This window comes from Microbacterium sp. NPDC077663 (genome assembly GCF_044542795.1).
Lineage (GTDB): Bacteria > Actinomycetota > Actinomycetes > Actinomycetales > Microbacteriaceae > Microbacterium.
Genome location: NZ_JBITVE010000003.1, coordinates 548,887 through 572,900, shown reverse-complemented (window position 1 = coordinate 572,900; position 24,014 = coordinate 548,887). Strand labels below are relative to the sequence as shown.

Here is a 24,014-nt window from a genome sequence, read left to right as displayed (position 1 = left end):
GAGCGTCTCAGGTCGTCGGCGCGTCGGTCACGAGCACGTACTCGGCGCCCGAGCGGGTGCGCTCGACGAGCTCGTGGTCGACGAGGTAGCGGCGCAGGACCGCGACGTCGTCGACCACGGTCGCGAGGCGTTCGTTGATCGCACGCTCGTCCAGGACCTCGCCGGGATGGAGGATGCGACCTGCGACGAGTTCGAGCAGTGCCCGTCGCTCACGGGCCTGTGCCGGGTAGCCCCGCAGGCGTCCGTCGGGGGAGAGGAACCGGTCGGGGCCGGTCGGTCGCGGCGTCGCCGGGGTCGCGGCCAGGACCCGCGCGAACACGCCCCCGTCGGCGCGGAGGTCGTCGCCGTCGCCGGTCACCAGGCCCGCTCCGCGCAGAGTCTCAATGACGTGCCGGCGCCGGGACGGCGAGAGCCCCTCAAGGGCGGCGTCGGCCGTCTCGCCGACGGTCAGCCGCGCGAACACCTCGCGCGCGCGGTCGTTCGCGAGCGCGGCGACGATCCGCCGCCACTGGTCGTTCGGCACAGTCGTCATGGTCAGCACGCTACTCGCGGCCCGCGTCAACCCACAGCGGACCCATCACCCACCCGGCCTACGCTGGCGGGACACCGAGGAGGACATCCCATGAGCCCGACACCCCCGGCATCCGATCTGCAGGACCGTCCCTGGCTGGCCGCCTACGCGCCCGGCGTCCCGACCGACATCGATCCGGTCGACGAGACGCTGGTCGATCTGCTCGATCATGCCGTGGAGCGCTACGGCAGCAGGGTCGCGACCGAGTTCTTCGGATCCGAGACCACCTATGCCGAGCTCGGCGAGCAGGTCTCCCGAGCGGCGAACGCGTTGCGCAAACTGGGCGTGAGCGCGGGCGACCGGGTCGCGCTCGTGCTGCCCAACTGCCCGCAGCACATCGTCGCGTTCTACGCCGCGCTGCGGATCGGCGCAATCGTCGTCGAGCACAATCCCACCTACACCGCGCGCGAACTGCGCCACCAGTTCGAGGTGCACGAGGCGGTCGTCGCCATCGTTTGGGACAAGGTCGCCGACATCGTCGCCGAGTTCCCGAGCGACGTCGCCCCCGCCGCGATCGTCGCCGTCGACATGACCGATGCGCTGCCGTGGGCGATGCGGACCGCGCTGCGCCTTCCCGTGCCCGCGCTGCGGGAACGTCGAGAGGCGATGACCTCGAAGCCGACCGCGCGGGGTGTGATCCGCTGGGCGCAGTTCGTCAAGGCGCGGCGCCTGCGGGCCAAGTACCCGCGCCCGGTCCTCGACGACACGGCCCTCCTGCAGCTGACGAGCGGGACGACCGGGATGCCGAAAGCCGCGATCCTCTCGCACCGCAACCTCCGCTCGAACGCGGCGCAGGGGCGTGCGTGGGTGCCGGGGCTGCGGGAGGGCGAGGAGACGTTCTACGCCGTCCTGCCGATGTTCCATGCGTACGGGCTGACGCTCTGCCTCACCTTCGCCGTGTCGATCGGTGCGCGCGTCGTGCTGTTCCCCAAGTTCGACGTCGACCTCGTCGTCGGCGCGCTGAAGAAGTCGCCGCCGACGTTCCTGCCCGGCGTCCCCCCGATCTACGACGCCCTGTCGCGGGCGAGCACCCGCAAGGGCGTCGACCTGTCGACCATCCGGTTCGCGATCTCCGGCGCGATGAGCCTGCCGGTGCCGACGGTGACGCGCTGGGAGGAGGCGACCGGCGGCCTGCTCGTCGAGGGCTACGGCATGACCGAGACCTCACCGGTCGCCCTCGGCAACCCGATCGGTCCGACGCGGCGGCCGGGCACCGTCGGGGTGCCGTTCCCGAGCACGTGGATCCGCGTCGTCGACCCCGACGACCCCACGGTCGACCGTCCGGCGGGAGAGGCCGGGGAGCTGCTCGTCCGCGGTCCCCAGGTGTTCCAGGGGTATTGGCGTCGGCCCGAGGAGACCGAGGCTGTCCTGCTCGACGGGGGCTGGCTCCGCACCGGAGACATCGTCACCGTCTCCGACGACGGCTTCGTGACCGTCGTCGACCGCGTGAAGGAACTCATCATCACGGGCGGCTTCAACGTCAGCCCGAGCGAGGTCGAGCAGGTGCTGACCCTGCACCCCGACGTCGAGGCCGCCGCCGTCGTCGGCGTCTCGCGGCCCACCGGCGGCGAGGACGTCGTCGCGGCCGTCGTGATGAAGGACGGGGCGGTGTTCGAGGCATCCGCCCTGAAGGACTTCGCCCGGTCGCATCTCGCGCCGTACAAGGTGCCGCGCAAGGTCGTGCAGCTCGACGACCTGCCGCGCTCGCAGATCGGCAAGGTGCTGCGCCGTCAGGTGCGGGAGCAGCTGACCGCGCGCTGATCCGGCCGCGCTGATCCGGCCGCGCTGATCCGGCCGCGCTGAGCTGTCAAGGGTCGCCGCCGGGCCGCCCAGGGTGGCAGGGTGGATGCCGCAGCCCCCATCCCGTCGAAGGAGACCCATGTCGTCGCAGCGCACCCTCGGACCGTTCACCGTCTCGGCCATCGGACTCGGCGCGATGCCGGTCTCGATGAACAGCAACGGCATCCCCTCGCACGAGGACGCGGTCGCCACCGTCCGCGCGGCGCTCGACGCCGGTGTCACCCTCATCGACACCGCCGACATCTACGCGCCCAGCTGGGACACGATGGGCCACAACGAGCGGATCGTCGCCGACGCGCTCGCCGGGTGGGATGGCGACCGCTCGTCGATCGTCGTCGCGACAAAGGGCGGCATCACGCGAAGCGAGGAGAAGGACTTCGGTCGCGACGGCTCGCTGGACTACCTCCGCAGCGCCGTACAGAAGTCGCTGCGGAACCTGAAGGTCGACGTGATCGACCTGTACCAGTACCACCGCCCGGACCGCTGGATGGTTTACGGCGAGATCATGCAGAACCTCAAGACCCTGCAGGACGAGGGTCTCGTGCGTGCGGTCGGCATCTCGAACGCGAGCGTCGAGGAGATCCAGATCGCCGAGGAGGTACTGGGCGAGGGAGGGCTCACGAGCGTGCAGAACGAGTTCTCGCCGCGGCATCCCGGCAGCTACGGCGAGCTGAAGTATTGCGTCGAGCACGGGATCGCCTTCCTTCCGTGGAGCCCGCTGGGCGGCATCGGCGGTGCCGGCACGGTCGGCGAACGCTTCACCGCCTTCGCCGAGATCGGGCAGGCACACGGCGTGAGCCCGCAGCAGGTCGTCCTCGCCTGGGAGCTGTCGCTCGGCGAGACCGTCATCCCCATCCCGGGGGCGAGCCGCCCGGCATCCATCACGGATTCGTTCCAGGCGCGCACCCTCGAGCTGTCCGCCGACGATCTCGCCCGCTGCTCGGCCGCGGTCGGCATCGACATCTGACCCGGGCCGGGATTCGGGGCTCGGCCGCCGTGCCGAGTGCAGGTTCAGTGCGCGCGGCGGCTCCCCGACGAGCGCGCAGCCGCCATCTGACCTGCATTCGGCACGTCAGCCGGCCTTGAGGAGGTGCTCTCGCTCGACGATCTCGAGCGAGAGCACTTTGTAGCCCTCGCGCTCGAAGAACACCCGCACGCGGTCGTCGTCGATCGAGACGATCGTGCCGGCGCCCCACCGGCGGTGCGAGACCCGCTCGTCGATTTCGAACGGGGCGGATGCCGCGGCTCGCGACCCCGCGCCGGCCGCCCCCGCCGCGCACGTGTCGCAGTTGCCGCAGGGCTCGTCGAGGTCCTGACCGAAGTAGCCGAGGAGCACCTGCCGACGGCAGCGCCGGGTCTCGGCGTACTCGCGCATCGTCTCGATGCGGGAACGCTCGATGCGCTCGCGCTCCTCGACCCGTTCGAGCGCGGCTTTCACGGCGGCGCGCTCGTCGAGGTTGCGGACCAGCGAGACGCCCGACTTCGAGGCGCGTGCGGATCCGGTGTCGACGAGCAGGCTGAGCAGCGCCGCGACGCGCCGGGGTGACAGTCCCGAGTCCTTCGCGAGCGCGGACTTCGTGCGGGCACGCGTAGACATCGCGCGCATGAGGGTGCGCAGTTCCGCGGCATCCGGGTTCTTCGTCGCGAAGTAGCGGCGCAGGGCGAGGTCCTCGGACCGGTAGTGCAGTGTGCCGTGCGCCTCCTCGCCGTCGCGGCCCGCGCGACCGAGCTCCTGGAAGTACGCGTCGATGGACTCGGGGACGTCGGCGTGGATCACGAAGCGCACGTTCTCCTTGTCGATCCCCATCCCGAAGGCGCTCGTCGCGACGACGACGTCGAGCTCGTCGCAGAGGAACTGCCGGTGCACCTCGGCGCGCACCTTCGCGGACAGGCCCGCGTGGTAGGCCCGCGCGCGACGGCCCCTTTCGGTGAGATCGTCGGCGTACTGCTCGGCGGAGCGTCGCGTCGACGTGTAGAGCAGCCCCGGCACGGGGAGCGACGCGATCTCGTCGACGACGGCGGCACGCTTCTCGCGGTCGTCGCCGTGACGGCGCACGCCGAGACGGATCGACGGGCGGTCGACGTCGCCGATGTGCACGGACGGGTCGTCGAGGCCGAGGCGAGCGGCGATCTCCTCGCGCACGGGAGTGGATGCCGTAGCGGTGAGCGCGAGGATCGGGGGCCGCCCGAGCCGCGCGGCGACCTCCCCGAGCCCCAGGTAGTCGGGGCGGAAGTCGTGTCCCCACGAGGCGATGCAGTGCGCCTCGTCGACGGCGAGCAGGGCGATGTCGAGCGTCGCGAGCTCGGTCACCACCTCGTCGTTGGCGAGCTGTTCCGGTGCCAGCAGGACGTAGGTGGCGTCGCCATCGTGCAGCCTGCGCCACGCCTCGTCGCGGGCGCGGTCGCCCCGTCCGGAGTTCAGCGCGACCGCCTTCGGGGCGTCGGGGGCGTGTGCGAGGCCCGCCAGCTGGTCCTCCTGCAGGGCGATGAGCGGCGAGACCACGACGGTGACCCCCGGGCGCAGCGCTGCAGCGACCTGGTAGACGGCCGACTTGCCCGATCCGGTCGCCCACACCACGAGCACATCCCGCCCCGCGGCGGCCGCCTCGATCGCGTCGAGCTGTGCGGGACGCAGCTGAATCAACCCGAATCGCTCGGCGGCGACGCGCTCGACCTCTGCGCGATCGGGGGCGGACGGTGCAGAGGTGGAGCGGCGTGGCATCCCTCCACGGTCGCTGACGCCGCGACCTCCGAGGACACCCTTGACAGCGGATGCCGCGGCGCCCCGACCTGGCAGGATCCCGCCGCATCCTGACCGACGCCGGGGCGTGCACCGTGTCAGGCTCGGACCGTGCAGATCCCGCCGCGTGACGTCCAGCTCGACCGTGCCGCCCTCCTCGTCGTCGACGTGCAGCACGGCTTCGACGACACGGCCCACTGGGGGCGCCGCGACAATCCGGCGTGCGAGGCGAACATCGCCGCGCTGATCGAGCGCTGGCGAGAGCGCGAATGGCCGGTCGTCTTCGTCCGCCACGATTCGACGTCGGAGGTGTCGCCGCTGCGACCGGGGCAGCCGGGCAACGACCTCAAGCCCGAGATCACCGGCATCCCGGATCTATTAGTCACCAAGAGCGTGAACTCGTCGTTCCACGGCGCGCCCGACCTCGATGCGTGGTTGCGAAGGAACGGCGTCCGGCAGCTCGTCGTGACCGGCATCTCGACCAATCACTGCTGTGAGACGACGGCCCGCGTCGGCGGCAACCTCGGGTACGACGTGTACTTCGCACTCGATGCGACCCACTCCTTCGATCGGACCGCACCCGACGGCACGGTGATCCCGGCCGAGACGCTCGCGGCGATCACGGCGACGAACCTCGACGGCGAGTTCGCGACCGTCGTCTCGACCGCCGACCTGCTGCGCTGAACCGGGCCTGTCGCCCGCGACGGGTCCGCGGTTAGCGTGGAGGGATGCCGCAGAACCCCTTCGCCTCGCTCGAGGACTACATCGCCCTGCCCCGCATCGACGCCGTCGCGCTCTCTCCGGACGGCACCCGCGCCGTTCTCACCGTCGCAACCCTGAACAAGGACAAGACGGGGTACGACCGCGCGCTCTGGGAGGTCCCGGCGACCGGCGGCGGCACGCCCCGGCGGCTGACCCGTTCGGCGAAGGGCGAGCAGGGCGCCGCGTTCACGGCGGACGGCGACCTGCTCTTCGTCAGCGCGCGCCCCGACGCTGAGGGCGACGGTGAGGACGAGGCGGCGCAGCTGTGGCTGCTGCCCGCCGCGGGCGGCGAGGCTCGGGCGATCACACGGTTGGCCGGGGGAGTGTCGGCAATCACGGCCGTCGCGGACGCGGCACCCGTCGCCGTCCTCGCCGCCGACCTGCTGCCGTCGGCCGACTCGCTCGAGGCCGACGCGAAGCTGCGCGCGGAGCGCAAGAAGCGCAAGCTGTCGGCGATCCTGCACACGACCTACCCGGTGCGGTACTGGGACCACGACCTCGGCCCCGCCGAGCCGCACCTGCTCTCGCTCGACCTCGGCGACCTCGCCGACACGATCGGGTCGCTCGCCGCCTCGGACACGGCGGAGGACGAACCGGATGCCACGACCCCCTACCCCGCGTCGCTTCCGCGCCCGCGCGACCTGACGCCCGCACCCGGCCGCACGGCCGACACCGCCGGTGCTGCTCTCACGCCCGACGGGCGCACGCTCATCGCCGCGATGCGCTTCCCGCAAGGTCGCGCCGAGCGCTTCGCGATCGTGTCGATCGACGTCGCATCGGGCGAGCGGACGACTCTCTTCGAGGAGCGTTCGACCTACTTCGAGTCGCCGACGATCAGCCACGACGGCACGCTCATCGCCTACGGTCGCGCGGCGTTCTCCGACCCGACGGGGCCGGCCGATCAGGAACTGTGGGTCGCCGGCATCGACGGATCCTCGCCCCGCCGCCTCGCCGAGGGGTGGGACCGCTGGCCGACCGGCATCGCGTTCGCGCACGACGACACCGCGCTCATCGTGACCGCCGATCAGGACGGCCGCGGGCCGGTCTTCCGCGTACCACTCGACGGCGGTGCCCCCGAGCAGCTGACGACCGACGACCACGCCTACTCGAACGTGTCGGTCGACCGCGCGACGGGTGCACTCGTGGCGCTGCGCTCGTCGTGGATGGTGCCGCCGCATCCGGTCCGCATCGAGCCCGACGGCACCGTCACCGTCCTCGCGACGCCGGCTCCGCTTCCGACGCCGGCGGGCACGATGACCGAGGCCGAGACGACCGCCGAGGACGGCGCGCGGGTGCGCGGCTGGCTGCTGCTGCCGGAAGGGGCGGATGCGGCATCCCCCGCACCCCTGCTCCTGTGGATCCACGGCGGGCCTCTGAACAGCTGGAACGCATGGAGCTGGCGCTGGAACCCGCAACTTGCCCTCGCGCGCGGCTATGCGGTGCTGCTGCCGGACCCGGCGCTGTCGACCGGTTACGGTCTCGACTTCATCGCCCGCGGCTGGAACAGTTGGGGCGGCAAGCCCTACACCGACCTCATGTCGATCACCGACGAGGTCGTCGCGCGTGCGGACATCGACGAGACGAAGACCGCCGCGATGGGCGGCTCGTTCGGCGGGTACATGGCGAACTGGGTCGCCGGGCACACCGACCGGTTCCGGGCGATCGTGACCCACGCCAGTCTCTGGGCGCTCGATCAGTTCGCGGGGACGACCGACAGCTCGTCGTACTGGCAGGAGATCTTCACGCCCGAGGCGATGGTGGAGAACTCGCCGCACCGGTACGTCGAGGACATCTCGACGCCGCTGCTGGTGATCCACGGCGACCGGGACTACCGCGTGCCGATCGGCGAGAGCCTGCGCCTGTGGTCCGAGCTCAACGAGCACTTCGGTGAGGACGACGGCTCGACCGTGCACCGGTTCCTGTACTTCCCCGACGAGAACCACTGGGTGCTCAAGCCCCAGCACGCCGTCGTCTGGTACGAGACCGTGTTCGGATTCCTCGGCGAGCATGTCCACGGCGAGCCCGCGCCGAGGGTCGCCGGGCTCGGCTGAGCGGGAGAGCGTCGCGACGTTCGCACGATCGGGGTGCCGTGTGGCACCTCGCGCGCCACAGAGGCGCTCACCCGCACCATCGGTCGTGCAGGCGTCACGCCCCGGCTCGGCTGGGTGGTCGGTTCCGGGGACGCGACGTGCCGCTTCGGATGCCGCGGCGCGGCAGCTCGCGTCCCCGGAGCGCCCGCGCCGCTCCTCCATGATGCGGAAGAGCGGGTACGCCCCCACGTACCCGCTCTCCGGACGTCGGGCACACACCCGTGCCGTCTCGTCCCCCGGGGCGCCCGAGCCCCGGTCGTCTGCGTGCGGCCCTGGGCCGCACAGGTCTCACCGCGAGGCGGTCTTCACCGACTTCGGTCGCACGAGCAGCGGCACGAGCACGGGAGTCGACGTCTTGTACGCCTCGTAGTCGGCGTCGCCGCCCCACCGCTTGTCGGCCTTCTTCTCCAGCAGCGGCACTCCACTCACCCGGGTGAGGAGCAGGATCACGAAGACGGGGGAGAGTAGACCGATCCACTGCCAGCCCTCGAACACGGGTGCCGCGACGATCGCGACCCCGACCCAGGCGAGGATCTCGCCGAAGTAGTTCGGATGCCGCGACCGCGACCACAGGCCGGTGCGGATGAAGCGGCCCTTGTTGGCGGAATCGGCCTTGAACGCGTTCTTCTGCACGTCCGCGACGACCTCGATCAGCAGGCCGACGAACCAGACGACGATGCCGATCACCGCGAATACATCGAGCCCGCGCTGGTCGCCCGAGGCGATCGCGATCCACGCGGCGGCGGCGGTGATGCTCACCCACAGGCCCTGCATGATCCAGACGCGCAGGAAAGGGAGCGGCGCGACCTTGATCGCGTCGAAGCGGTCGTCGCTGCCGGAGCGGTGGATGCGGATGAAGAGGAACGAGCCCAGTCGCACCGCCCAGACGATGACCATCGCCGCGAGGGCCAGCGACCGCGCGTCGGGGGAGGGCGAGAGCAGCACGACGCCGAGCGTGACGAGGACGAAGGTGGCGCTGCCCGTCGCGTCGAAGAAGCGCTCGGTGCGGGCGATCGCCGACGGGATCCAGACGATCACCTGGACGAGGAACGCCGCCGCGACAGCGAGGCCGAAGACGGGGACACCGCCGACGGTGGCGCCGCCCTGGCTGCCGGCGAGGGCGACGAGCGCGCCGATCACTAGTCCCACGACGACGGTGATGAGTGCGGAGCGGTTCTGCGAAGACATGGGGGCCTTTCGAGGTGAGTCAGCGGTAGAGGGCGGCGACGACGTCGGAGCCGCGCTCGAGCAGCACGCGACGCTTGATCTTGAGCGTCGGGGTGACGATGGTCGTATCGGTGAGGTCCGCGGCGACGAGGACGAACTGCCGTACCTGCTCGCTGCGCGAGACGAGGGCGTTGGCGGCATCGACGGTGCGCTGGATGCGGCCGCGTAGGTCGTCGTCGGCGACCTCGCGCAATTCGCCGTCGGCGGGTGTCCCGCCGCGGGAGGCGACCTCCTCGGGGTCGAGGAGGATCAGCGCCGACAGGTACGAACGGCCCTCGCCGACCATGACGGCGTGCGAGACGAGCGGGTCGGACTCGACGGCGAACTCCCACGGCGCCGGGACGACGGTCTTGCCGGTGGAGGTCACGATGACGTCCTTCGCGCGACCCTCGATGATGAGGCGCCCGTCGTCGTCGAACCGGCCGAGGTCGCCGGAACGGAAGAAGCCGTCGACGAACGCATCGGCGTCGTGGGCGGGATCGCGGTAGCCGCGGAAGACGCCGATCCCCTTCGCGAGGATCTCGCCGTTCTCGTCGATGCGCACCGTCGACCCGGGCAGCGGCCGTCCGACGGTCCCCGCGCGGATGTCGCCCGGCAGGTTGCCGGTGAGCGGCGCGGTCGTCTCGGTGAGCCCGTACCCCTCGATGACCGGGACGCCCAGGCCGCGGAAGAAGAGCGACACCTCCGGGTCGAGTCGCGCCCCGCCCGACAGGATGTAGTCCACGCGCCCGCCCATGACGGCGCGCAGTCTGCGGTAGAAGAGCAGGTCGAAGAGGCGATGCCGGACGGATGCCGGTACCCGCCCGTCGGCGCTGCGCTCGGCTTCGCGCCCGGTCGCGACGGCGGCGGCGACCGCCGCGCGCCAGACACGGGTGAGCCGCGCCGCGTCAGCCTTCTGCCCGGCGGCCGCCTGGATCCGCTCCAGCACGCGCGGCACGACGACGAGGAAGGTCGGTCTCAGCACCGGCAGGGTCTCGACGACGGTGCTCGGCTCGCTGAGGTGCGCGATCCGCATCCCGTTCGCCAAGCAGATCAGCTGCAGGCCGCGCGCCAGGACGTGCGCGAGGGGCAGGAAGATGATGGTGTTGCCGCGCTCGTGGACGACCTCTCCGTAGGCCGCGGCGATGTTGAGGACCTGTCCCAAGAAGTTGGCATGGGTGAGCACCGCGCCCTTGGGTTCGCCCGTCGTGCCCGAGGTGTAGACGATCGTCGCGGGGGAGTCGGGGTCGGCGGCGGTGCGACGCCGCTCGAGGTCGGCATCCGTCACCTCGTCGGCACGCGAACGCAGGTCGTCGAGAACCGGGATGCCGCCGGCCACCCGGTCGCGGGGATCCATCGCGTACGCGCCGAGCGGCCCGGTCGCGGTCTCGGCGAACCCGTCGGCGAGCAGGCGGGTCTGCGCCTCGGTGCCGCCGACGCCCAGCACGACGCGCGCGTCACGGACGATGGCGGCGACCTGGACAGGCGATGACGTCTCGTAAACGGGGACGACGACCGCGCCGGCGAACCACGCCGCGAGGTCGGTGACCGCCCACTCGTAGCGGGTGGAGGCGAGGATCGCGAGGCTGTCACCGGGGGTGACGCCTGCGGCCACGAACCCTTTGGCGAGCCGGCGGACGTCGGCGAGGAACTGCGCCGTCGAGACCCGTTGCCACGAGCCGTCGCCCACGGGGACGTCGAAGGCGGCATGGTCGGGAGCGAACTGCGCCCGCCGTACGAGCAGGTCGGTGACGTTGCGGTACCCGTCCGCGGGCGCGAGAAGGGGAGTGTGTATCTGCGGCACGCCTATGATTCGGAGCGCTCCGCGGATCGGATTCCTCCGATTCCGCGGCACGTGGAGGCTCAGCGCAGGCGCAGAACCGCGTCCCACAGGGCGTCGGCGACGGCCCGCTTCGAGCCCTCAGCCCGAGCGGTCACCTCGTCGGACGCGTCGACGAACAGCACCGCGTTGCGGCCCGACTCGAAACCCTCCTGCCAACCGACCCGGTTGACCGTGAGCAGGTCGACGCCTTTCCGGGTCCGCTTGCGGACGCCGCGCTCACGCAGCTCCTCCTCGTCGGCCGCCGTCTCGGCCGCGAAGCCGACGATCGTCTGTCCGGGGCGACGCTCCCGGACGAGTCCGACGAGGATGTCGGGGTTCTCGACCAGGTCGAGCGTGACGGTGCCGTCCTCCTTACGGATCTTGACGTCCGAGATCTCCGGTACCGAGAAGTCTGCGACCGCCGCCGCCATCACCACGACGTCCGACTCGGTGGCCGCGGCGCGCATCGCGGCGTCCATCTCCGCTGCCGTGAGGGCGCGTTCGACGGCGATCCTCGGGTGGTGCAGGGCGGTGTCGAGCACGCTCTCGTCGACGTGAGCGGCGACGATGTGCACGTACGCGCCGCGGTCGGCGGCCGCGAGTGCGACGGCAACGCCCTGCTTGCCGCTCGAGCGGTTGCCGATGTAGCGGACCGGGTCGATCGGCTCGCGCGTGCCGCCTGTCGAGACGACGACCTGAAGGCCCGCGAGGTCGCCCGCCGCCTCCTCCGCCGGCGCCCCGGCAGCGGTGAGGGCCGCGGCGACGATCTCGTCGGGTTCCACCATGCGCCCCGGTCCGCTGTCGCCGCCGGTCAGCGGGCCGTCGGCGGGGCCGACGATGCGCACGCCGCGCGCGCGGAGGGTGGCGATGTTGGCCTGGGTCGCGGCGTGGTCCCACATGGCGGTATGCATCGCGGGAGCGACGACGACCGGCGCAGTGGCGGCCAGCAGCGTGACGCCGAGGAGGTTGTCGGAGATGCCCGCGGCCATCTTGGCGAGCGTGTTGGCGGTGGCGGGCGCGACGATGACGAGGTCGGCCTGGGTGCCGAGCGCGACATGGCGCACCTCGGCGACGTCGTCGTGCACGCTCGTCGTGACAGGATGTCGGCTGATCGCCTCCCAGGTGGCGGTCCCCACGAAGCGGAGCGAGTCCTCGGTGGGAACAACGTGCACCTCGTGCCCGTTGGTCACCAGCGCACGCACCACCTGCACCGTCTTGTACGCGGCGATGCCGCCCGAGACGCCCACGACGACGAACATGGTCCGATCCTCCCACGGGGCCGGACGCGAAAGGCCCGAGCGATGTGCACCGTCATCGTCCACGTCCCCGAGGATCCCGCGGCGGCGATCCGCGTGCTCGCGGTCCGCGACGAGGATCCGCTGCGCGCGTGGGACCCGCTCGGCGCGTGGTGGCCCGAGCTTCCCGGGGCCGTCGGCGTGCGCGACACCCGCGCCGGCGGTGCCTGGCTCGCGGCCGACCCGGACGGTGCGCGACTGGCGGTGGTCCTCAACCGGGCCGACCTCATCGACGACTCGCTCGCGACCGGTTCGCGCGGGCACATCGTGCTCGACGCGACATCCGGGCGCGCCCTGCCGGACGCCCCGCCCACCCACGGGTTCAATCTGCTGACGGTCACGCCCGGCCGCGCGCGCGTCGCGATGTGGGATGGTGACGCGGTGCGCACCGTCGACCTCGCCCCAGGCGTGCACATGATCGCGCACGACGACGTCGACGATCCCAAGACCGCCCGCATCGTCGCTTGGCATGACGCCTTCGCCGCCCCCTCGGGTGAGGACTGGGTCGCGGAGTGGCTCGCCGCCCTCGAGCGCACGACGGCCCTCCCGCCGACCGACGACCGCGCGATAATCCGCGACAACCGCCCCCACGGCTACCCGACGCTGTCGTTGCTCGTGTGCGCGGCATCCGTCTCCGGGGCCGGCGCCGAGGTCGTCTACGGGGAGCTCGACGAGCCTGGCGCGTGGAACAGTCTGCAACTGCGCTGAGAGCGTCGGATGCCGGTGGTAGCTTCGCGGGCATGGTGGAACCGGCATCCGATCCGATCTTCTTCGCCTCGGCGGCGGAGTTCGGCGACTGGCTCGAGGCGAACCATGAGACCGCGCCTGAGGTCTGGACGGTGTTCTACAAGAAGGGCGACCCGCGGCAGGGGCTGACCTGGGCCGACGCGGTGCCCGAGGCCCTGCGGTTCGGGTGGATCGACTCGGCCAACCGCAGCATCGGCGACGGCGCCCGTGCGCAGCGGTGGACGCCGCGCAAGACGCGCTCGGTTTGGAGCGCCGTCAACATCGCGCACATCGAGCGGCTCACCGCCGAGGGGCGGATGCATCCGGCTGGGTTGGCCGCGTACGAGAAGCGCACCCCCGAGCTCACGGGTGTCTATTCGCACGAGCAGCGCAACGAGCTGACGGCGGAACAGGCGGCATCCCTCGCGGCGAACCCTGCGGCGCAAGCGTTCTGGGACGCCGCGACGCCGTCGTATCGGCGGGCGGTCGCGAATTGGGTGCAGAGCGCGAAGCGCGAGCAGACGCGGGCGGACCGCCTGGCGGCCCTCGTCGAGGACTCCGCGGCGGGGCGGCTCGTCCCGTTTCAGCGCTACGGCGACCCGCCCGCCTGGCTCGCCCGCGCGGCAGCCGCCGCGTCAGCGGCGAGCGAGTGACGCGAGCGCGCGTCTGCCGTCCTCCGTCACGAGGGCGGCGTTGAGCCCGGCGCCGGCCATCGATCCCTGGCCCATCGAGAGGGGGACGTTGCCGAACGGGGTGACGACGTTGCCCGCGGCGAACACGCGCGGGTGACTCGTCGCCCCGCGCATGTCGACGCGGAGCCCCTCGCCCGGGTTCTCCGACAGGGCGAGTGCGAGCCCGTCGGTGAACGCGAGGTCGAGGCGCGGGGTCGGCGCGGTGAGCAGCGCATCGATGGCGTGCTCGGTGGCGTCGGTCGTCACCGCGGCGACGATCTCGTCATCCTCGATCCGCAGGTGCGCGACTGGGGCGGTGACGAGGCGGATGCCGCGCGCCTCGAGGCGTCGCGCGACCGTCTCGTCGAGCTCGCCCATCGCGGCGGTGAACGCGGTCACGTCGTCGCTCCACTGCCGGATCAGTTCGATCTGGTGCACGCTCGCGGGTGAGGTGGCGAGCACACCGAGACGCCGCCCCGCCACCTCGTGGCCGTGGCAGTAGGGGCAGTGGAAGACGCCCCGGCCCCACTGCTCCTGCACGCCCGGGATGTCGGGGAGATCGTCGACCACTCCCGTCGTGAGGACGACCCCCCGCGCGCCGATGGTTCCGCGCTCGTGGGTCACGATGAGGCGATCGCCCTCGTCGGCGAGGGAGAGGACGGCGGCGTCGAGGAACTCCACACCGTAGGCACCCGCTTCGGCCCGGCCGGTCGCGAGGAGTTCGGAGGGGGAGCGGCCGTCGTGGCCCAGCACGCCGTGCATGTGCGCGGCGAAGCGGTTGCGGGGTGCGCCCGCATCGATGACGAGCGTGCGGCGGCGGGCGCGGCCGAGCATCTGGGCGGCACTCAGGCCGGCCGGGCCGCCGCCGACGATGACGGCGTCGTAGAGGGCTTCTGTCATGTCTCCACCCTGCGGGGGCTGCTGCCAGAGCGGCAAACGGACTTGCGGAAATGGCAAACTGCCCGCATGGCGATGGATCTCACACGTGTCGGTCCGCGGTTGCGCGCGGCCCGGCAGCAGCGCGGGTGGACGCTGGCCGACCTGGCGTCGAAGGCCGGGATGTCCGCGAGCACGCTGTCGCGATTGGAGTCCGGGCGGCGGCAGGCATCCCTCGAACTGCTGGTGCCGCTCGTGTCGGTGCTCGAGCTGCGCCTCGACGACCTCGTGCGCGGCGAGCCCGCCGACCCGCGGGTGCGACGGGCGACCGAACGGCGGCACGGCATGGTGGTCGCGCCGCTCACCCTCGAGCACTCACCCGTGCAGACGTACAAGATCCGGTTCGCGGCGGCATCCTCGGTGCCGTCGCCCAAGGTGCACGAGGGCGTCGAGTGGTTCTACGTGCTGAGCGGCACGATCCGGCTCGTGCTCGATGGCGAGGAGCACCGCATCGGTGCGGGCGAGGCGGCCGAGTTCGACACGCGGCTGCCGCACAGCATCAGCGCCACGTCGGACGGTCCTGCCGAGGTGGTGAGCATCTTCAGCGCGTCGGGCGAACGCATCCACGTCCACGGGTCGTGACGGATGTCGGGGGTCGGTCGTACGGTGTCATCATGAGAGCCGATGAGCTGTTCCTCCAGGCGGATGCCGCGTTGCGCTCCGTCATCGATCGCATCGACCCGGCCGATCTCTCGAAGCCGGCGCCGCAGGAGTGGACGACTACCCCTGACCCCACCTTCCGCGACATCCTCTTCGCCCACGCCTACGACGAGGCGTGGATCCCCGACGTCCTGGCGGGCACGTCGCCCGCCGACGGCGACGAGTTCCGGCACGCGGATCTGCTGGGCGACGACCCGATCGCGTCGTACGACGGGCTGAACGACACCGCGACAGCCGCGGTGCGTGAGGGCGTCGCGCCGGGCACGGTGTTCCGCTTCCAGTACGGCGACTACTCCGCCGACGAGGGCTACGCGCACATGGCGACGTACCGCGCGTTCCAGGCGTGGCTGATCGCGAAACACCTCGGCATCCCGTTCCACCTGTCGCCTGAACTGATCGCGGGGCTGAACGAGCACGTCGTTCCGCACGCCGACGAGTGGCGTCAATGGGGCGTCTTCCCGCCCGCGATCGAACCGCCGGCGGATGCCGATGACGAGACGCGACTGCTGTGCGCGGTGGGGTACTGGATCCCCTGACGCTCAGCGTTCGTGGACGGCGAGGACGTTGCCGGCGGGATCGCGGAACCACGCGATCACCGGGCCGTCCGTCTCGCGCATGATGCCTTTCGAGTCGGTGGGCATGTCGTCGTAGATGGCGGTCTCGACGCCCTTCGCATTGAGCTCATCGACGGCGGCGTCGACGTCGTCCACGGGGAAGTTGAGGATCGTGAAGCCGGCGGGCTCGTGGTTCGGCTTGCCGTAGATCAGGACGGTGGCGCCCGATGCCAGACGCAGCTGCAGGAAGCCGTTGTCGAGCGTGGCGACGTCGAGGCCGAGCGTGTCGGCGTAGAACGTCTTCGCTGCGTCGAGGTCGTTCACCGCAAAGCCGCTGTAAGCGCCGTCGATCTGGAACATGGCCGTCTCCTTCGTCCGGGGTGTGCGACCAGGCTCCCGCTCCGGACGGGGCTTGTCCAGGGTCAGTCGTGGGGCGTCTCTCCGGGCGACGAGTACACCGGGACGGATGCCGGCCGCGCCGATGCGACGGCGAGGAGCGCGACGATCCCGAGGCCGAGCGTTCTGGCGAGGAAGCCGAGCATGCCGAGGGCGGAAGCGAGACCGATGGTCTGCATCGCGGTGGCCTGGTCCATCATGAGGAGTTGGCCGATCGCGACACCCGCCACCTGCACGCCGAGCGCGATCGCCGGAGCCCACCGCCACCGACGCGGCACGACTCCGGCGCGCGCGATCTGCACGACGGCGACGACGCTGAGGGCGAGCGGGACGAAGGTCGTCACCTCCCACGGGACGAGGGGAGTCGGGCTCGTGGGGTCCTGAAAGAGGCCGACGACCCGCATCGCGAGCGACCACAGCGCGAGGACGACGAGGGTGATCGTGCCGAGCGGCTTCCGCGCGGTGACGCTGTCGTGCGCCGACGAGCCGATCGCGAACACGAGCACCCCGGCCGCCCACAGCAGGTCGACCAGGAGGGCGAGGGTGCCCGTGAGTGACGTTCCCAGGGTGGCGCTCTGCAGCATGCCGGCGATACCGGCCGCAATGAGTGCCGCGCCGCCGATCGTCCAGGTGAGTCTGCGTCCGCGCATGCCTGCACGCTAGCGGGTGGGGCGGGGTCGTGTCGTGTTGTGTGACAGGGGGAAGGGGGTGACGGGGACCGCGAGATAGGGGTCCGGCACCGGAGTCACGGTGCCGGAGGGGATGTCGGAACCCCCTCCTAGTCTGGGACTATGTCCGATCCGATGCCGCTACCTGATCAGGTGCCCGACGGGATCCCGTCGACCCTGGATTGGGTGGTCATGTGCGCCGACATGGCGACGGTGCATGCGGCGCAACGGTACGCGTGCATCATCGAACTGTGGGATGACGCGATCGCCGACGCGCGGCGCCGGGAGGAACCGGTCGCGTTCGTGGAACGGTCGGTCCGGCTCGAGGTCGCATCCGCGTTGCGGATCACCGAGCACGCCGCGGGCCGGTTGATGGGGGTCGGGCACGCCTTGATGCGCCGGTACCCGCAGGTGTGGGAGGCGATGAGCCGGGCGGTGATCACCGAGACCCACGCGACGATCATCGTCGACGGGTTCGACCAGCTTGACGATGTGACCTCCGGGTTGGTTTTCGAAGCGTTGTCGTTGGCGGAGGAACTGTCGACCGGTCCGTTCCGGCGGGCGATGAAACGGATCGTCGACCGGGAGCAGGAAGCGACCCTCGCCCAGCAGCACGCCGCCGCGCTGCAGCACCGGCATGTTCGGGTCGATGCGGGAGTGGACGGCATGGCGTGGTTGACTGCGCACCTCCCGGCGGTGGAAGCGCACGCGATCCTCGGCCGGGTCACCGCGATCGCCAGGACCCTGACCGCCGACGGGGATGAACGGGCCCTCGACCAGAAGCGAGCGGACGTGTTCGGGGACTTGCTCCTCGACGGGGAGACCGTCTCGCTGCCGGAGAACGCGCGCGGCATCCGTCCGACCGTCGCGGTCACCGTCCCCGCCCTGACGTTGCTCACCGGCGAAGGCCCTGCGGCGCAGGTCGACGGCGTCGGCCCCATCCCGATCGACCGCGCCCGCGAACTGTGCGGGGCAGCATCCGGATGGATGCGGGTGCTCACCCACCCCGAAACCGGGGTCGTCCTCTCCGTCGGGCGCGACACCTACCGGCCACCCGCCGACCTGCGACGGCTGGTCGCATGGCGGGCAGCCAGGTGCATGGGACCGGGGTGCGGGGTCCCCGCCGACCGGTGCGACATCGACCACACGATCGACTGGCATCACGGCGGCGACACCGACGCGTCCAACCTCGCACCGCTCTGCCGCGGGCATCACACCCTCAAACACCAGACCGACTGGCACGTCAGAGCAAAACCCGGCGGAGCGCTCGAATGGACCTCACCCGCCGGACGCGTCTATCTCGTCCAGCCCGAACGACGCGTCCCGACCTTCACCACCGACCCACCCGGGCCACCACCGTTCTAGCCGTCGATCAGTCCCGCACTTCGACGGTCGCAATGAAACGCTCGTCCGACACGTCGACGACACGGTCGGTGTACAGCTCGATGACGTCGCCTGCGTCCTCTTCGTCCAAACCGCCCAGGGCGCGTCCACTGGGGATACGGGTGATGGGCGTGCGCGAACCGTCGTGTTGGATCGCCTCCAGCTCCGCGATCGTGCCGGCGACCGTGACGACCTCTAGACCCTCGGATTCGTCGAGGCCGTGATGCGTCTCAAAGAATTGCCCGGACGGCAAAGGGACGACAGTCCATTCCACGTTCGTGAACCGATGCAGTTCGGGTCCGCAGCACGCATGCTCCCACCCGCCGACCTCGATCTCGACGCGCCGCACGATCGCTGAGCGTCAGGCGCGGTGGTCGCGGTAGTACTCGAGCAGCGCCTTCGTCGAGGCATCCTGCGATTCCAGCGCCTCGCTGTCGCCCTCGATCGCCGGCGCGATCTGGAGTGCCAGCTGCTTGCCGAGCTCCACACCCCACTGGTCGAACGAGTTGATGCCCCAGATCACGCCCTGTGTGAAGGTGATGTGCTCGTACAGCGCGACGAGCTGCCCCAGAACGGCAGGCGTTAGAGACGGAGCGAAGATCGACGTCGTCGGCCGGTTGCCCGGGAACGTCCGCGCCGCGACGAGCGCACCGGTCGTGCCCTCGGCCTCGACCTCCTCGGCGGTCTTGCCGAACGCGAGCGCCTTCGTCTGCGCGAGGAAGTTCGCCAGGAACAGCCCGTGCACATCACGGTCACCGTCCGTCAGCGCGTAGGCCGGGTTCGCGAACGCGATGAAGTCCGCCGGGATCAGCCGCGTGCCCTGATGGATCAGCTGGTAGAACGCGTGCTGCCCGTTCGTCCCCGGCTCTCCCCAGAACACCTCGCCGGTGTCGGTCGTCACGGGGGATCCGTCCCAGCGCACGGACTTGCCGTTCGACTCCATCGTCAGCTGCTGCAGGTACGCGGCGAACCGGCTCAGCTGCTGCGCGTACGGCAGCACCGCGTGCGACTGGGCGCCGAGGAAGTTCGTGTACCAGACGTTCAACAGGCCCATCAGGACGGGCACGTTCTGCGCCAGCGGCGTCGTCCGCACGTGCTCGTCGACGGCGTGGAAGCCGGCGAGAAGCTCCCGGAACGTGTCGGGGCCGAACTCGATCACGAGCGACAGTCCGATCGCCGAGTCCACCGAATAGCGGCCGCCCACCCAGTCCCAGAAGCCGAACGCGTTCGCCGTGTCGATGCCGAACTCCGCGACCTTGTCGAGCGCGGTCGACACCGCGACGAAGTGGTGGGCGACGGCATCCTTCTTCTGCTCGTCGCTGCCGTCGATCGCCCCCGCCGATGCGAGGCCCTCCCACAGCCAGTCGCGCGCGAGACGCGCATTCGTCAGGGTCTCGAGCGTTGTGAACGTCTTCGACGCGACGATGAACAGCGTCGTCTCGGGGTCGAGGTCCTTCGTCTTCGAGGCGATGTCGAACGGGTCGATGTTCGACACGAAGCGTGCCGAGATGCCGGCATCCGCATACGGCTCCAGCGCCGCCGAGATCATGACGGGACCGAGGTCGGACCCGCCGATGCCGATGTTGACCACCGTCTCGACCTTCTTGCCCGTGATGCCGGTGAACTCGCCCGAGCGCACCCGCCCGGCGAACTCCGCCATCGCGTCGAGCACGCCCTGCACGTCGGCGTCCACGTCCTGACCGTCGACCGTCAACGACGGCGTGGCATCGGCCGGACGGCGCAGCGCCGTGTGCAGCACGGCGCGGTCCTCGGTCGTGTTGATGTGCGCACCCGACAGCATCGCGGCGTACCGCTCGGCGACACCGGTCTGCTCGGCGAGGCGCACGAGAGCGGCGACGATCTCGTCGGTCACGAGGTTCTTCGACAGGTCGACGTGCAGATCGGCGAGGTCGTGCGTCAGCTTCGCCACGCGCTCCGGGTCCGACGCGAACCAGCCCCGCAGATCGGGGGTGAACCCGGCCTTCAGCGACTCGAGTTCAGCCCAGGCGGAGGTGGTGGTGGCATCGATCGGAGCGTTGGTCACCCCTCAACGCTACTCACGTTCTCGAGGCTCCGTCCACGCATGACGGACTCGGGCCGGCGTGCCAGCACCCGCCCGCTCGCGAGCGTCACGACCTCGTCGACACCGTCGAGTTCGGCGAGGTCGTGCGTCACCACCACGACTGCGGCGCCGCGCGCGGCCGCGACGCGCAGAGCAGATGCCGCTGCCCGCCGCGACGCGTCGTCGAGACCGCTCGTCGGCTCGTCGAGCAGCAGCAGATCCGCCTCCTGTGCGAGGGCCTGAGCCACGAACGCCCGCTGACGTTGACCTCCGGACAGGGCGCCCAGAGGCCGCGCGGCGAGCGGGGTCAACCCGACCGCGTCGATGGCCTCGGCGACCCTCGCCCGATCGCTCCGACGCAGCGGGCGAAAGGCGCCCCGCTCCCGCCACCGGCCCATCGTGACGAGATCGGTCACGGTCAGTGGCAGCCGCGCGCTGTCGGCCGTGTGCTGCGCGACGAGCGCGACGGCGGTGCCGGCGCGCAGCTCCGCGGTGCCCGACGTCGGCGCGCGGAAACCGGCCAGCACCGCGACGAGCGTCGACTTCCCCGAGCCGTTCGCGCCGACGACGGCGACCAGCCGGCCGGCGTGCACATCGAGGTCCACTTCGTCGAGCGCACGGTGGGCGCCGAGCTCGACACGCACGTGTCGCAGGCGGGCTACGGGCTGATCGAAGGGCGGCATCCCGTCATTATTGCAAATGAAAACCGTTCTCAATTACGTGTACAGTCGAGCACCGTGTCCGCCCTCCTCGACCCGTTCGCCGTTGCGTTCGTCCAGCGCGCGCTGGTCGGCGGCGCCCTCGTCGCCGTCATCTGCGCGGTCGTCGGGACGTGGGTCGTGCTCCGCGGGATGGCCTTCCTCGGCGAGGCGATGGCACACGGCATGCTGCCCGGCGTCGCCGTCGCGACCATCGCGGGATTCCCGCCCGTCGCCGGGGCCGCCGTCAGTGCCGCCGTGATGTCCGTCGGCGTCGGGGCGCTCCAACGCCGCGGACGCCTCTCTGCCGACACGAGCATCGGTCTGCTCTTCGTCGCGAGCCTGTCGCTCGGTGTCATCGTGATCTCGGCGTCCCGCAGTTTCGCGACGGATGCCTCCGCGATCCTCTTCGGCGACATCCTCGCCATCGAGCCGGGCGATCTCGCGCTGCTCGCGGTCGCCGCGACCGTCACCCTCCTCGTCGCCGCCGCAGGGCACCGATCGTTCGTCGCCCTCACGGTCGACCCCCGTCAGGCGCAGCTGCTCGGCCTGCGGCCCCGTCTCGCCCACGTCCTGCTCGTCGGGCTCGTGACCCTCGCCGTCGTCTCGGCGTATCAGGCCGTCGGATCGCTCCTGGTCGTCGGCATGCTGCTCGGCCCCGCGGTCGCCGCCGGGGCCTGGACGCGACGCATCGTCCCCACGATGGCGCTCGCCGCCGTCATCGGTGTCGCCGCCGTCGCGGTCGGCCTCGTCCTCTCGTGGCACCTCGGCACCGCAGCCGGGGCCACGGTTGCGTTCACGGCGATCTGCTCGGGTGCGGCGTCCACCGGCATCCGCTCGCTCACTCGACCGACCCGCTCCACCCTCGACGAAAGGACCGCATGAAGCGCCGCGTCCCGATCGCCCTCCTGCCCGCTCTCGCTGTGACGCTCGCCGGCTGCCAGACGGCACCGCCCCCGCCGGCCGCTCCCGAGGGCGACGACGACCACGGCACCATCGCCGGCGCGACCGAGCTCGCCGAGCCGGCGCTCCACCTCACGAGCGTCTCGCCCACCGGCGCGGTCCACCACCTCGACCTGCTCGACGAACAGGTCGAGCCGCTCGGCGAGATCGCCCCGCCGACCTCGCTCGAGACCGACGGACGCTTCCTCTACGCCGGACGCGAAGGCGGTGTGTCGCTCGTCGACAGTGGCGTGTGGACCTGGAGCCACGTCGACCACTTCCACTACTACGAGGCCCCCGCCCTCGTGCTCGGCGACCTGACCGGCGACGGCGCGCCGACCGTCGTGGCGAGCGACCTCGGCGCGGGCGTCCACTTCGACGGGGGAGAGGCCGTCCTCCTCGACCTCGACGCGCTGAAGGACGGTCGCATCGAGGAGCGTTTCCGCCTCGACGCGCCCGCCGGCCCCGGCATGGTCGTCCCCCTCCCATCCGGGGCGCTGGTGACGGATGCCGACGGTCTCCGACACGTCGACGCGAGCGGTGCGATGCAGCACACCGTCCCGTGCGACGAGCCCGCCGGCTCGATCGCCACGAACGTCGGCGTCGTCGTCGGCTGCGCGGACGGCGCGGTCCTGGCGGTGACGGATGCCGACGGCACGACGCTCGAGCGGATCCCCTATCCCGACGGCGCCACCGACCGGGCACTCTCGTTCGCCGCGCGCGAGGGGCGGCCCACCGTCGCCGGTCTCACCGGAGGTGACGCATTCTGGCTGCTCGACACCCGCGAGCGCGCGTGGAGTCGCATCGACGCCGGCGACACCCTCGCCCGGGTGAGCGCGGTCGACGACGCCGAGCAGCACGTCGTCGCGGTGACGACGGCGGGCGAGGTGCTCGTGCTCGACGGCGAGACGGGCGAGACCCTCGCCCGCACGGAGCCGCTCGTCTCGGCATCCCTCTCCGATCCGGACCTCGCAGCCGGGGTCACGCTGCAGGTGGACGCCGACCGTGCCTACGTGAACGGTGCCGCCGAGAACGCGCTGTTCGAGATGGACTACGCCGACGCGGCACGGATCTCGCGCATCTTCCCGACGACGGACGCGCCCGCCTTCTACGCGGAGACGGGTCGATGAGGCGCGCGCTCGCGGCGCTCGCCGTCGCCGCCGCCACTGCACTCTCGGGCTGCGCCGCGGTCGACCCCGACACACCGACCGTCGTCGTCACGACCGACCTGCTCGGCGACATCACGGCGAACCTCGTGGGCGACGAGATCGATGTCGTCACGCTCATGCCGCGCGGCAGCGACCCGCACTCGTTCGAGCTGTCGGCGCGTGAAGCCGCGACCCTGCGCACCGCCGACCTCGTCGTGTCCAACGGCCTCGGACTCGAAGAGGGCGTGCAGCACCACGTCGACGCCGCCGTCGCCGACGGGGCCGAATCGTTCGTCGCCGGGGACCACATCGACCCGCTCGACTACGCGGACACGGATGCCGTCGACCCGCACTTCTGGACGGATCCCACCCAGAGCGCCCGCGTCGTCGAGGCGCTCGCAGCCGAACTCGCGCGGATCGACGGGGTCGAGGCATCCGTCATCGACGCGGCCGCCGACGCCTACATCGCCGAGCTCGCCGCGCTGGATGCCGAGATGGCCGAGACGCTCGGCGCGATCCCCGCGGAGAACCGCGCGCTCGTGACCAACCACCACGTGTTCGGGTACCTCGCGCGGCGGTACGACGTGCGCATCCTCGGCGCCGCGATCCCGGGCGGCACGACTCTCGCGGCACCGAGCGCCGCCGATCTGCAGGGCCTCGTCGCCGCGATCGACGAGGCCGGTGTGACGACGATCTTCGCGGACTCGTCGCAGCCCGACCGGCTCATGCAGGTGCTCGCCGACGAAGCCGGCCGCGACGTCGACGTCGTCTCGCTGTTCACCGAATCACTCGCGCCCGAGGGTTCCCCGGGCGGCACCTACCTCGACATGATGCGACGCAACCTGCAGAGCATCGCCGACGGCCTCACACCGTGAGGCATTCCC

At 71.3% G+C, this 24,014-nt stretch carries 23 protein-coding genes; 12 read left to right on the top strand and 11 right to left on the bottom strand.

The genetic code is table 11. From position 1 onward, the window contains the following. Positions 1–7 precede the first annotated feature (7 nt). Complete coding sequence (locus ACIGEP_RS15395; protein WP_396662500.1) at positions 8–532, bottom strand: DUF2087 domain-containing protein; 525 nt, start codon at positions 530–532, stop codon at positions 8–10. A 90-nt stretch (positions 533–622) separates the two neighbouring features. Between ACIGEP_RS15395 and ACIGEP_RS15390 the strand changes: the two genes are divergently transcribed. After that, the gene (locus tag ACIGEP_RS15390) at positions 623–2,332 is read left to right on the top strand and encodes a long-chain-fatty-acid--CoA ligase (RefSeq protein WP_396662499.1); all 1,710 of its coding nucleotides are present in this window, start codon (positions 623–625) and stop codon (positions 2,330–2,332) included. A gap of 118 nt (positions 2,333–2,450) precedes the next feature. Further along, on the top strand, positions 2,451–3,338 hold the full coding sequence (locus ACIGEP_RS15385) for an aldo/keto reductase (RefSeq protein ID WP_396662498.1): 888 nt from the start codon (positions 2,451–2,453) through the stop codon (positions 3,336–3,338). A gap of 105 nt (positions 3,339–3,443) precedes the next feature. On the opposite strand, the gene ACIGEP_RS15380 is transcribed toward ACIGEP_RS15385, so the two are convergent. After that, the gene (locus ACIGEP_RS15380) at positions 3,444–5,093 is read right to left on the bottom strand and encodes a RecQ family ATP-dependent DNA helicase (protein WP_396662497.1); all 1,650 of its coding nucleotides are present in this window, start codon (positions 5,091–5,093) and stop codon (positions 3,444–3,446) included. A gap of 129 nt (positions 5,094–5,222) precedes the next feature. On the opposite strand from ACIGEP_RS15380, the gene ACIGEP_RS15375 reads away from it, so the two are divergent. Together ACIGEP_RS15375 and ACIGEP_RS15370 are read left to right on the top strand one after the other, a co-directional pair. Next, positions 5,223–5,795 carry a cysteine hydrolase family protein gene (locus ACIGEP_RS15375; protein WP_396662496.1) on the top strand — a complete coding sequence of 191 codons (573 nt, stop codon included), beginning with the start codon at positions 5,223–5,225 and terminating at the stop codon, positions 5,793–5,795. A gap of 44 nt (positions 5,796–5,839) precedes the next feature. Continuing rightward, entirely contained in the window at positions 5,840–7,924 is a 2,085-nt protein-coding gene (locus tag ACIGEP_RS15370) for a S9 family peptidase (RefSeq protein ID WP_396662495.1), read from the top strand. A 327-nt stretch (positions 7,925–8,251) separates the two neighbouring features. Here the strand turns inward: ACIGEP_RS15370 and ACIGEP_RS15365 are convergent, their stop codons facing one another. The 3 genes from ACIGEP_RS15365 to coaBC are packed head-to-tail and all read right to left on the bottom strand — an operon-like array spanning position 8,252 to position 12,250. Next, positions 8,252–9,151, bottom strand: coding sequence for a DUF1295 domain-containing protein (locus tag ACIGEP_RS15365; protein WP_396662494.1), 900 nt, complete (start codon positions 9,149–9,151; stop codon positions 8,252–8,254). Between the two features lie 19 nt (positions 9,152–9,170). Next, positions 9,171–10,973, bottom strand: a complete 1,803-nt coding sequence (locus ACIGEP_RS15360; protein WP_396662493.1) for an AMP-dependent synthetase/ligase — start codon at positions 10,971–10,973, stop codon at positions 9,171–9,173. 59 nt (positions 10,974–11,032) lie between these two features. Next, a complete protein-coding gene (coaBC, locus tag ACIGEP_RS15355) occupies positions 11,033–12,250 on the bottom strand; it encodes a bifunctional phosphopantothenoylcysteine decarboxylase/phosphopantothenate--cysteine ligase CoaBC (RefSeq protein ID WP_396662492.1) in 1,218 nt (405 codons plus the stop codon). Between the two features lie 42 nt (positions 12,251–12,292). Here coaBC and ACIGEP_RS15350 point away from each other — a divergent pair, with 42 nt between their 5' ends. Together ACIGEP_RS15350 and ACIGEP_RS15345 are read left to right on the top strand one after the other, a co-directional pair. After that, positions 12,293–12,994 carry an NRDE family protein gene (locus ACIGEP_RS15350; protein WP_396662491.1) on the top strand — a complete coding sequence of 234 codons (702 nt, stop codon included), beginning with the start codon at positions 12,293–12,295 and terminating at the stop codon, positions 12,992–12,994. Next, positions 12,970–13,665, top strand: a complete 696-nt coding sequence (locus ACIGEP_RS15345) for a YdeI family protein (RefSeq protein WP_396662490.1) — start codon at positions 12,970–12,972, stop codon at positions 13,663–13,665. The genes ACIGEP_RS15350 and ACIGEP_RS15345 overlap by 25 nt, the downstream gene beginning before the upstream one ends. Here ACIGEP_RS15345 and ACIGEP_RS15340 read toward each other — a convergent pair. Beyond that, positions 13,648–14,583 carry an NAD(P)/FAD-dependent oxidoreductase gene (locus ACIGEP_RS15340; protein ID WP_396662489.1) on the bottom strand — a complete coding sequence of 312 codons (936 nt, stop codon included), beginning with the start codon at positions 14,581–14,583 and terminating at the stop codon, positions 13,648–13,650. The two genes, ACIGEP_RS15345 and ACIGEP_RS15340, sit on opposite strands and share 18 nt — an antisense overlap. Positions 14,584–14,649: 66 nt before the next feature. Between ACIGEP_RS15340 and ACIGEP_RS15335 the strand changes: the two genes are divergently transcribed. Continuing rightward, positions 14,650–15,201: a helix-turn-helix domain-containing protein gene (locus ACIGEP_RS15335; protein ID WP_396662488.1), complete on the top strand. Its 552-nt coding sequence runs from the start codon at positions 14,650–14,652 to the stop codon at positions 15,199–15,201. Positions 15,202–15,233: 32 nt separating this feature from the next. Then, entirely contained in the window at positions 15,234–15,815 is a 582-nt protein-coding gene (locus tag ACIGEP_RS15330) for a hypothetical protein (protein ID WP_396662487.1), read from the top strand. 3 nt (positions 15,816–15,818) lie between these two features. Here ACIGEP_RS15330 and ACIGEP_RS15325 read toward each other — a convergent pair whose 3' ends face one another. Together ACIGEP_RS15325 and ACIGEP_RS15320 are read right to left on the bottom strand one after the other, a co-directional pair. Beyond that, entirely contained in the window at positions 15,819–16,193 is a 375-nt protein-coding gene (locus ACIGEP_RS15325; protein ID WP_396662486.1) for a VOC family protein, read from the bottom strand. A 62-nt stretch (positions 16,194–16,255) separates the two neighbouring features. Further along, entirely contained in the window at positions 16,256–16,879 is a 624-nt protein-coding gene (locus ACIGEP_RS15320) for a hypothetical protein (protein ID WP_396662485.1), read from the bottom strand. A 141-nt stretch (positions 16,880–17,020) separates the two neighbouring features. On the opposite strand from ACIGEP_RS15320, the gene ACIGEP_RS15315 reads away from it, so the two are divergent. Beyond that, positions 17,021–18,262 (top strand): DUF222 domain-containing protein, encoded by a 1,242-nt coding sequence (locus tag ACIGEP_RS15315; RefSeq protein ID WP_396662484.1) that lies wholly within the window; start codon positions 17,021–17,023, stop codon positions 18,260–18,262. Positions 18,263–18,269: 7 nt separating this feature from the next. Here ACIGEP_RS15315 and ACIGEP_RS15310 read toward each other — a convergent pair whose 3' ends face one another. Genes ACIGEP_RS15310 through aztA form a run of 3 tightly spaced genes read right to left on the bottom strand, consistent with a single transcriptional unit; the run spans position 18,270 to position 21,025 of the window. Further along, complete coding sequence (locus ACIGEP_RS15310; protein ID WP_396662483.1) at positions 18,270–18,629, bottom strand: hypothetical protein; 360 nt, start codon at positions 18,627–18,629, stop codon at positions 18,270–18,272. 12 nt (positions 18,630–18,641) lie between these two features. Next, on the bottom strand, positions 18,642–20,324 hold the full coding sequence (pgi, locus tag ACIGEP_RS15305) for a glucose-6-phosphate isomerase (RefSeq protein WP_396662482.1): 1,683 nt from the start codon (positions 20,322–20,324) through the stop codon (positions 18,642–18,644). Next, a complete protein-coding gene (gene aztA, locus ACIGEP_RS15300; protein ID WP_396662481.1) occupies positions 20,321–21,025 on the bottom strand; it encodes a zinc ABC transporter ATP-binding protein AztA in 705 nt (234 codons plus the stop codon). Before aztA ends, pgi begins: the two co-directional genes overlap by 4 nt. A gap of 54 nt (positions 21,026–21,079) precedes the next feature. Here aztA and aztB point away from each other — a divergent pair, with 54 nt between their 5' ends. The 3 genes from aztB to ACIGEP_RS15285 are packed head-to-tail and all read left to right on the top strand — an operon-like array spanning position 21,080 to position 24,005. Next, positions 21,080–21,925, top strand: coding sequence for a zinc ABC transporter permease AztB (gene aztB / locus ACIGEP_RS15295; protein WP_396662480.1), 846 nt, complete (start codon positions 21,080–21,082; stop codon positions 21,923–21,925). After that, a complete protein-coding gene (locus ACIGEP_RS15290; RefSeq protein WP_396662479.1) occupies positions 21,922–23,112 on the top strand; it encodes a hypothetical protein in 1,191 nt (396 codons plus the stop codon). Before aztB ends, ACIGEP_RS15290 begins: the two co-directional genes overlap by 4 nt. Beyond that, positions 23,109–24,005: a metal ABC transporter solute-binding protein, Zn/Mn family gene (locus tag ACIGEP_RS15285; RefSeq protein ID WP_396662478.1), complete on the top strand. Its 897-nt coding sequence runs from the start codon at positions 23,109–23,111 to the stop codon at positions 24,003–24,005. The genes ACIGEP_RS15290 and ACIGEP_RS15285 overlap by 4 nt, the downstream gene beginning before the upstream one ends. Positions 24,006–24,014: the final 9 nt, after the last annotated feature.

Bases quoted from the DNA above. Each gene is read 5' to 3' on its own strand.
- ACIGEP_RS15350 (WP_396662491.1), top strand. From the start codon at position 12,293: ATGTGCACCGTCATCGTCCACGTCCCCGAGGATCCCGCGGCGGCGATC.
- ACIGEP_RS15380 (WP_396662497.1), bottom strand. From the start codon at position 5,093: ATGCCACGCCGCTCCACCTCTGCACCGTCCGCCCCCGATCGCGCAGAG.
- aztA (WP_396662481.1), bottom strand. From the start codon at position 21,025: ATGCCGCCCTTCGATCAGCCCGTAGCCCGCCTGCGACACGTGCGTGTC.
- ACIGEP_RS15370 (WP_396662495.1), top strand. From the start codon at position 5,840: ATGCCGCAGAACCCCTTCGCCTCGCTCGAGGACTACATCGCCCTGCCC.
- ACIGEP_RS15390 (WP_396662499.1), top strand. From the start codon at position 623: ATGAGCCCGACACCCCCGGCATCCGATCTGCAGGACCGTCCCTGGCTG.
- ACIGEP_RS15315 (WP_396662484.1), top strand. From the start codon at position 17,021: ATGTCCGATCCGATGCCGCTACCTGATCAGGTGCCCGACGGGATCCCG.
- ACIGEP_RS15365 (WP_396662494.1), bottom strand. From the start codon at position 9,151: ATGTCTTCGCAGAACCGCTCCGCACTCATCACCGTCGTCGTGGGACTA.
- ACIGEP_RS15395 (WP_396662500.1), bottom strand. From the start codon at position 532: ATGACGACTGTGCCGAACGACCAGTGGCGGCGGATCGTCGCCGCGCTC.
- ACIGEP_RS15285 (WP_396662478.1), top strand. From the start codon at position 23,109: ATGAGGCGCGCGCTCGCGGCGCTCGCCGTCGCCGCCGCCACTGCACTC.
- ACIGEP_RS15335 (WP_396662488.1), top strand. From the start codon at position 14,650: ATGGCGATGGATCTCACACGTGTCGGTCCGCGGTTGCGCGCGGCCCGG.
- ACIGEP_RS15330 (WP_396662487.1), top strand. From the start codon at position 15,234: ATGAGAGCCGATGAGCTGTTCCTCCAGGCGGATGCCGCGTTGCGCTCC.
- ACIGEP_RS15320 (WP_396662485.1), bottom strand. From the start codon at position 16,879: ATGCGCGGACGCAGACTCACCTGGACGATCGGCGGCGCGGCACTCATT.
- ACIGEP_RS15325 (WP_396662486.1), bottom strand. From the start codon at position 16,193: ATGTTCCAGATCGACGGCGCTTACAGCGGCTTTGCGGTGAACGACCTC.
- coaBC (WP_396662492.1), bottom strand. From the start codon at position 12,250: ATGTTCGTCGTCGTGGGCGTCTCGGGCGGCATCGCCGCGTACAAGACG.
- ACIGEP_RS15385 (WP_396662498.1), top strand. From the start codon at position 2,451: ATGTCGTCGCAGCGCACCCTCGGACCGTTCACCGTCTCGGCCATCGGA.
- ACIGEP_RS15290 (WP_396662479.1), top strand. From the start codon at position 21,922: ATGAAGCGCCGCGTCCCGATCGCCCTCCTGCCCGCTCTCGCTGTGACG.
- ACIGEP_RS15340 (WP_396662489.1), bottom strand. From the start codon at position 14,583: ATGACAGAAGCCCTCTACGACGCCGTCATCGTCGGCGGCGGCCCGGCC.